Annotated in this window: 8 protein-coding genes and 1 riboswitch; all 8 genes read left to right on the forward strand. The window is 47.5% G+C overall.

Annotated elements, in window-relative coordinates; all coding sequences use genetic code 11:
* The first annotated feature begins 85 nt into the window (after positions 1–85).
* Entirely contained in the window at positions 86–961 is an 876-nt protein-coding gene (gene rsgA / locus VN447_RS17035) for a ribosome small subunit-dependent GTPase A (protein WP_325526543.1), read from the forward strand.
* On the forward strand, positions 962–1618 hold the full coding sequence (gene rpe, locus VN447_RS17040) for a ribulose-phosphate 3-epimerase (protein ID WP_325526544.1): 657 nt from the start codon (positions 962–964) through the stop codon (positions 1616–1618).
* Between the two features lie 58 nt (positions 1619–1676).
* Positions 1677–1812: riboswitch (FMN riboswitch) on the forward strand.
* Between the two features lie 105 nt (positions 1813–1917).
* Positions 1918–3054 carry a bifunctional diaminohydroxyphosphoribosylaminopyrimidine deaminase/5-amino-6-(5-phosphoribosylamino)uracil reductase RibD gene (ribD, locus tag VN447_RS17045; RefSeq protein WP_325526545.1) on the forward strand — a complete coding sequence of 379 codons (1137 nt, stop codon included), beginning with the start codon at positions 1918–1920 and terminating at the stop codon, positions 3052–3054.
* Positions 3017–3670 (forward strand): riboflavin synthase, encoded by a 654-nt coding sequence (ribE, locus tag VN447_RS17050; RefSeq protein WP_325526546.1) that lies wholly within the window; start codon positions 3017–3019, stop codon positions 3668–3670. The genes ribD and ribE (VN447_RS17050) overlap by 38 nt, the downstream gene beginning before the upstream one ends.
* A 44-nt stretch (positions 3671–3714) precedes the next feature.
* Positions 3715–4929: a bifunctional 3,4-dihydroxy-2-butanone-4-phosphate synthase/GTP cyclohydrolase II gene (locus VN447_RS17055; protein ID WP_325526547.1), complete on the forward strand. Its 1215-nt coding sequence runs from the start codon at positions 3715–3717 to the stop codon at positions 4927–4929.
* A complete protein-coding gene (gene ribE, locus VN447_RS17060) occupies positions 4929–5399 on the forward strand; it encodes a 6,7-dimethyl-8-ribityllumazine synthase (protein WP_325526548.1) in 471 nt (156 codons plus the stop codon). Before VN447_RS17055 ends, ribE (VN447_RS17060) begins: the two co-directional genes overlap by 1 nt.
* Positions 5400–5459: 60 nt before the next feature.
* Complete coding sequence (gene yfcE, locus VN447_RS17065; RefSeq protein ID WP_325526549.1) at positions 5460–6017, forward strand: phosphodiesterase; 558 nt, start codon at positions 5460–5462, stop codon at positions 6015–6017.
* 15 nt (positions 6018–6032) lie between these two features.
* The gene (hslO, locus tag VN447_RS17070) at positions 6033–6902 is read left to right on the forward strand and encodes an Hsp33 family molecular chaperone HslO (protein WP_325526550.1); all 870 of its coding nucleotides are present in this window, start codon (positions 6033–6035) and stop codon (positions 6900–6902) included.
* Positions 6903–7038 lie beyond the last annotated feature (136 nt).

The raw sequence follows: 7038 nt of genomic DNA on the forward strand, positions 1-7038 counted from the left end.
CGCGCCTAGCATCTGAACATTTTGAACCAGTCTCCGAAGATTAAAGTAGCGTGTTTTGCAAACACGCCCGAATTGGGAGGCCCATGTGCTGAAAGGTATTGTAGTAAAAGCCTATAACAGTTACTACTATATACAGTCAGGCAGTAAGATTGTTACCTGCAATCTGCGCGGCCGGTTTAAGAAGGAACGCTTTTCACTCCTCGTGGGTGATGAGGTGACCTATACATTAACCGGCCCGGACAAAGGCGTCATTGAAGAAATACTGCCCCGGCGCAGCATGCTAAAACGACCAATGGTAGCCAATGTCGACCAGGTAGTATTGACTTTTGCGGCTATCAATCCTAACATCAACCCTGCTTTAGTGGACAAGTTTTTGGTCATCGCAGAGTTTTCTGAGCTTGAGATAGTTTTGTGTATTAACAAAATTGACCTAGCTGACTCAGAACAAGTTGCTAAATTGGCAGAGCGCTATGAGCAGATCGGTTATAGAGTACTCACTGTATCTGCCAAGATAGGAACAGGTGTTGACACGCTGCGCTCGCTTCTTTATGACAAAATTTCTGTATTTGCCGGGCCGTCAGGCGCTGGTAAGTCAACAATACTTAACGCCGTTCAGCCCGGACTGGAGCTCATGACAGGCGAAGTCAGCCACAAAATTGGCCGCGGCAAACATACCACTCGGTTTGCCGAGCTCTTACCAGTGACTGGTGGCGGCTTTGTCGTCGACACTCCAGGGTTTAGCTTCACAGAGTTTAACGATATCGAAGAAGCCCACTTAATGGACTACTTTCCCGATATATCCAGGATAGCGCCAGAGTGCAAATTCAGTACTTGTCTTCATTACAAGGAACCGCAGTGTGCTGTTAAACAAGCGACGTCCGACGGTCGCATCCATCCTGAAAGATATCAGTCCTATCTTGAGATACTCACTGAAATTAGAGAAAGTAAGAAGGGATACTAGATGACTAATACGATCAAGGTAGCTCCATCCATCTTATCTGCCGATTTTTCACGGTTGGCTGATGAAATAATTAAGATAGAACAGGCCGGGGCCGACTGGGTACATATTGATGTTATGGACGGTCATTTTGTCCCTAACCTAACATTTGGTCCGCCTGTTATCGCGGCAATTCGTAAAGTAACCAAACTACCTTTTGATGTTCACTTAATGGTTACCAATCCGCAGGAATTAATAGAACCGTTTGTAAAAGCAGGCGCAGATATTATTACTGTTCACGCTGAAACTGCCCCGCATCTGCACCGCTTGATTCAAACCATTAAAGAGCAAGGCAAAAAAGCAGGCGTGTCATTAAACCCATCAACACCACTAACCGTAGTAGAAGAGGTGCTTGGTGACGTTGATATGGTCCTCATCATGAGCGTCAATCCAGGATTTGGCGGACAGAAGTTCATACCAGGTGCTGTCGACAAAATTGCCCGCTTAAGAGCTATGCTTGCTGAACGGAGACTTACCGTAGATATCGAGGTTGACGGCGGTATTAATGAGGCTACTGCCCGACAGGTAGCGGCAGCTGGTGCCAATATTTTAGTTGCCGGTTCAGCGGTGTATGGCGCACCAGATATAGCAGAAGCAATTAAGGCAATACGAGGGGCTTGATTAATTTGCCGCTTGATGGTAACATATACAGTAGATAATAAATTGTTACAATTACATAGTAAGCCTTTGGGGCAAGGTGAAAAAGAGAAATCTTTTAATTCCTGACCGGCGGTACAGCCCGCGAGCCGTTGTTATACGGCTGATCTGGTGTAATTCCAGAGCCGACAGTATAGTCTGGATGGTAAAAGGCGTAAGTTCTGCCATGATGGCATTTCCTAAATTTGCCTATTTAACTGTTGATAGCCCCAAAGCTAATCAACAGTTTTTTTATTTTACCATATCGATACTGGGGGACTTCTATGGATGAATATTACATGCGTCAGGCACTGACCATCGCTCAGTATGCCGAAGGTCGCACCAGTCCTAATCCGTTGGTAGGTGCCGTTATTGTAAACGAGGGACGAATCGTCGGCCAAGGCTGGCATCGTCAAGCTGGCACACCACATGCCGAGATTCATGCTTTAGCCCAAGCAGGCGATTTAGCAAAAGGTGCTACTGTGTACGTAACACTTGAGCCGTGTTCCCATCACGGCCGGACCGGTCCCTGTGCCGATGCTTTGATACAAGCCGGTGTCAAGAAAGTCGTTGTTGCCATGACAGATCCTAATCCCCTAGTCGCTGGCAATGGTCTCACCCGCTTGAGATCCGCTGGTATCGACGTGGTTGAAGGTGTTCTGGCAGCAGAAGCCGCGAAAATAAATGAAGTGTTTATTAAATGGATTGTTACAGGAATGCCTTGGGGCGTTCTCAAAACAGCCATGTCACTTGACGGCAAAATCGCCGCTTATACCGGCCATTCCAAATGGATAACATGTTCAGCTGCAAGAGAACATGTCCATAAACTTAGAGATACCTATGATGGCATCCTGGTAGGTATCGGTACAGTCCTTGCTGACAATCCTGAACTGACTACCCGCTTGCCGTCAACTGGACAAAATCCGGTGAGAATCATTGTTGACAGTATGGCTCGCACCCCCCTGAGTGCTAAAGTGGTTACAGACGGGCAGGCACAAACAATCATCGCCGTCAGTTGGGCGGCACCTGCTGAACGAGTGGAGGCTCTCAGGAGTAGAGGTGTCGAAGTGCTGACCCTTGAACAAACGCCTACAGGTATCGATCTGCGCCACCTGTTTAAAATATTAGGCGAACGTCGGATTACTAGTGTTTTGGTTGAAGGCGGCGCTGCCATTAATGCTTCAGTGCTGGCAGCCAACCTAATTGATAAAGTTCACTGCTTCATTGCTCCCAAAATACTTGGCGGCAAAAATGCGCCAAGTCCGGTAGGGGGTATGGGCATCCCAGCCGTAGATCAAGCCATCATGCTTGAGGAAACAACTGCTGAATCAATTGGCACTGACATATTAATTACCGGCTATATAACCGGGAGGGAGGGACGAGATGTTTACCGGTCTTGTGGAAGAACTTGGGAAAGTTAAACAGATAGCAAGAGGTGCCAAATCTGTTCGCCTGACTGTGGCTGGCAATAAAGTGCTGACAGATGTCAAAATTGGTGACAGCATTGCCGTCAACGGCACATGTCTGACAGTCGTCGATTTTAGCCGTGATTGGTTCACTGCCGATGTCATGCCAGAGACAGTTGACCGAACTGCTCTGTCTGGACTCAAATCAGGTGATACTGTCAACCTGGAACGTACACTCCGGGTAGGTGATCGTCTAGGAGGACATATTGTCAGCGGTCATATTGATGGGGTAGGGCAGATTCTAGCCAAAGAGCAAAATGACAACGCCGTTATTGTCAGAATTGGTGCCGGCCCCGAAGTCATGCGCTACATTATCCAAAAAGGTTCCATCGCCATTGATGGTACAAGCCTCACTGTTGTCGACTTCGGCCCGGACTGGTTTACAGTTTCACTTATTCCACATACTGCGGCCCGGACTACCGTAGGACTTAAAGCAACAGGTGAGCCAGTAAATTTAGAAGCAGATATTATTGGTAAATATGTAGAGAAACTGCTTGGTTTGGGTCAGGACGTCAAACCATCGGACAAGATAACACTCGGGTTTCTCGAACAACACGGGTTCACATTATAAGCGTTTTTTATATGCCGGATAGGCAACGAAACGGAGGATTTTATATGAAATTCAACACCATTGAAGAAGCTATTGAAGATATAAAAAATGGCAAAATTGTTGTGGTGATAGACGATGAGGACCGCGAGAACGAAGGCGACCTAATTATGGCCGCCGAAAAAGTAACACCCGAAGCCATCAACTTCATGGCTACCCACGCCCGCGGTCTTATCTGCATGCCCATCATCGGCAGTAGGCTGGATGAACTGGGTATTGGTGCTATGGTCATTGAAAACACCGATAATCATTGTACGGCCTTTACAGTCTCTATTGACGCCAAATCAGTGACGACCGGTATATCCGCCCACGAAAGGGCCGAAACCGTACAAACAGTACTTGATTGCCAAACAGTGGCCAGCGACCTCAGGCGGCCTGGTCATATCTTTCCGCTCAGATACTGCGAAGGTGGTGTGCTGCGGCGGACCGGCCACACCGAGGCGGCTGTCGATTTGGCCATGCTGGCCGGTCTATATCCGGCTGGCGTGATTTGTGAAGTCATGAATGAAGACGGCACTATGTCCCGTACACCAGAGTTAATGGACTTTGTAAAAAAACATGATCTAAAACTAATCACCATTGCTGACCTAATAAAATACCGGAAAAAGCACGAACGGTTTGTCACCAGAGCGGCAGAGACCAACCTGCCAACCAAGTACGGTGATTTTAGACTCATTGCCTATGAAAGCCAGCTGGATAATCAGTGCCATATCGCCCTGGTAAAAGGTGATGTCACCAATAAGCAGGATGTATTAGTCCGGGTTCATTCCGAATGTCTGACAGGCGATGTTTTAGGCTCTCTGCGTTGCGACTGCGGTGATCAGTTGGCCCATGCCTTAAAACGTATTGAAAAAGAAGGCTGCGGTGTACTGCTCTATATGCGTCAGGAAGGCAGAGGCATTGGTTTGGCTAATAAAATTCGAGCCTATGCGCTGCAGGACAAAGGTAAAGATACTGTTGAAGCCAATGAATTGTTAGGCTTTGCTCCAGACCTTAGAGATTACGGTATTGGCGCACAGATATTGGCTGATCTAGGCTTAACCAGCATCAAGCTACTCACCAACAATCCCCGCAAGCGGGTAGGGCTTGAAGGCTACGGCTTGACAATTACCGAACGAGTACCGCTTGAAATACTAGCCAATAAATTTAACAACCGGTATTTATCTGCAAAAAAATCCAAGCTAGGACATTTACTCAAACAATATGAGGAGGCGCAAAACTAATGGAAAACATCAAAACGTATGAGGGAAATTTAGTTGCCGAAGGATTAAAATTTGGTATCGTTATTGCACGATTTAACGAATTTATTACCAGCAAATTACTGGGTGGCACCCTGGACGCACTCAAACGTCACGGCGCTGCCGTCGAAAATGTGGAAATTGCCTGGGTCCCTGGTGCCTATGAGATTCCCCTTATTGCTCAAAAAATGGCAATGAGCAAAAAATATGATGCTGTCATTTGCCTCGGCACAGTTATCAGAGGCAGTACCAGCCACTACGACTATGTTTGTGCTGAGGTATCCAAAGGCGTAGCCCATGTCGGATTAAACAGCGGAGTCCCTACCATATTTGGCGTACTTACCACCGATACCATCGAGCAAGCCATTGAACGGGCCGGTACCAAAGCTGGAAACAAGGGCTTTGACGCCGCCGTGTCAGCCATTGAGATGGCTAACCTTATCAGGGGACTATAATTTAAATCCTGGGGTTTATTGAGAGCGATAGCGCACAATCTCACCCTATTGGAGGTTCATATGAAAGTAGGCATAATCAGTGATACTCACGGCTGTCTGGAAACCTGGCAAGAAGTATTTAACCGGTATTTCCATGACGCTGATTTAATTATCCATGCTGGTGACGTACTATATCATGGCCCGCGTAATGTTATTCCTGCCGAATATAATCCCAAGCAACTGGCCGAAGTTCTTAACAGCTGTCCTGTGCCTATTGTTACGGCCTGCGGCAACTGCGACGCTGAAGTTGACGGTATGGTGCTTAAGCTACCCATCCAATCGCCGTACACCTATCTAATGCTAAATGGCCTAAGAATAGTCGTAACCCATGGCCATAATCTGACGGATGAAGCCAGACAAGAAATTGCAATACGGTTAAAGGCCGATATCTTTATTACCGGCCATACCCATATCGCCGCCATGGAGAAGAATAATGGGATCATTTATTTAAATCCAGGCTCACCCGGTATGACCAAACGCCCAGATGGCCGCGGTACCATCGCTTGGATAAAGGACAATAAAGTTGAAATACTAGATATAACAACAGGCCAACCCCTTATCTCAGAATTACTGGCCTAGTACCGGAGGTTACCTATGCACGACCATCTGATTCGGGCTACAGCGCCTGGAATCCGCGCCTTTGCCGCTGTTACTACTAACCTGGTGGAAGAAGCGCGCCGACGTCATGATTGTTTTCCGGTTGCCACAGCAGCGCTGGGCCGTACCATGACTGGCGCGCTGTTAATGGCTGCTAATTTAAAAACAGCAGAAAGACTCACTATTAGAATATCAGGTAATGGGCCACTTGGCGAAATAGTAACTGATGCCTCCCCAGACGGCTCGGTGCGCGGCTATGTCAAAAATCCATTTGTGGACTTGCCGCTAAACAACGGTAAATTGGCTGTCGGCCAGGCAGTAGGAAGCGGTCATATCTATGTCACCCGCTTTGTCGGCCTCAAACAGCCGTTTACCGGCAGCGCCGCACTAGTGTCAGGTGAAATAGCCGAAGACATAACCCAATACCTTACAGTATCTGAACAAACACCGTCAAGCGTTGCTCTGGGCGTACTGATTGCCCCTGATACAACAACATTAGCAGCTGGTGGATTCTTTATACAAGCTTTGCCAGGTGCAGAAGAAGACGCTCTCATGAAGCTCGAAGATAATCTGCGCCATATACCACCTGTTTCGCATATGATACATAGCGGCCAAGATGCCAAAGGAATCTTAGAAACCGTTTTTTCCGGACTGCCAACCACAGTCTACGATTCGCTGAACCTTAGATTCAATTGCCAATGTTCACGCGAAAGGGTGCAGAGTATGCTGGTTAGTCTTGGTGCTGACGAGATAAAAGAAATGGCTGCCGAAGGTCAAGCCGAAGTATGCTGCCATTTCTGCAATGAGAAATATCAGTTTGACGCCCGGGAGCTTGCCGATATTTCAAAACAACTTGAGGCAAAATAAAGTAGACTTAGCTTCAGGTGGGGTTTTAACCCCATCTGAAGGTTAGTCGCCCTTATCCAGGGACTTAGCCGCTCGCCTGTGCCCTTTGGGTATAACTCCCACTTGTAGAAGATGGGAGTCTTAGAGCGGGTTAGTC

The sequence above is a fragment of the Sporomusa sp. genome (assembly GCF_035561155.1).
Lineage (GTDB): Bacteria > Bacillota > Negativicutes > Sporomusales > Sporomusaceae > Sporomusa.

What these genes read in the sequence shown, in the direction of transcription:
- ribE (WP_325526548.1), top strand. Translation starts at nt 4,929, where the DNA reads ATGGAAAACATCAAAACGTATGAGGGAAATTTAGTTGCCGAAGGATTA.
- ribE (WP_325526546.1), top strand. Translation starts at nt 3,017, where the DNA reads ATGTTTACCGGTCTTGTGGAAGAACTTGGGAAAGTTAAACAGATAGCA.
- rpe (WP_325526544.1), top strand. Translation starts at nt 962, where the DNA reads ATGACTAATACGATCAAGGTAGCTCCATCCATCTTATCTGCCGATTTT.
- hslO (WP_325526550.1), top strand. Translation starts at nt 6,033, where the DNA reads ATGCACGACCATCTGATTCGGGCTACAGCGCCTGGAATCCGCGCCTTT.
- ribD (WP_325526545.1), top strand. Translation starts at nt 1,918, where the DNA reads ATGGATGAATATTACATGCGTCAGGCACTGACCATCGCTCAGTATGCC.
- VN447_RS17055 (WP_325526547.1), top strand. Translation starts at nt 3,715, where the DNA reads ATGAAATTCAACACCATTGAAGAAGCTATTGAAGATATAAAAAATGGC.
- yfcE (WP_325526549.1), top strand. Translation starts at nt 5,460, where the DNA reads ATGAAAGTAGGCATAATCAGTGATACTCACGGCTGTCTGGAAACCTGG.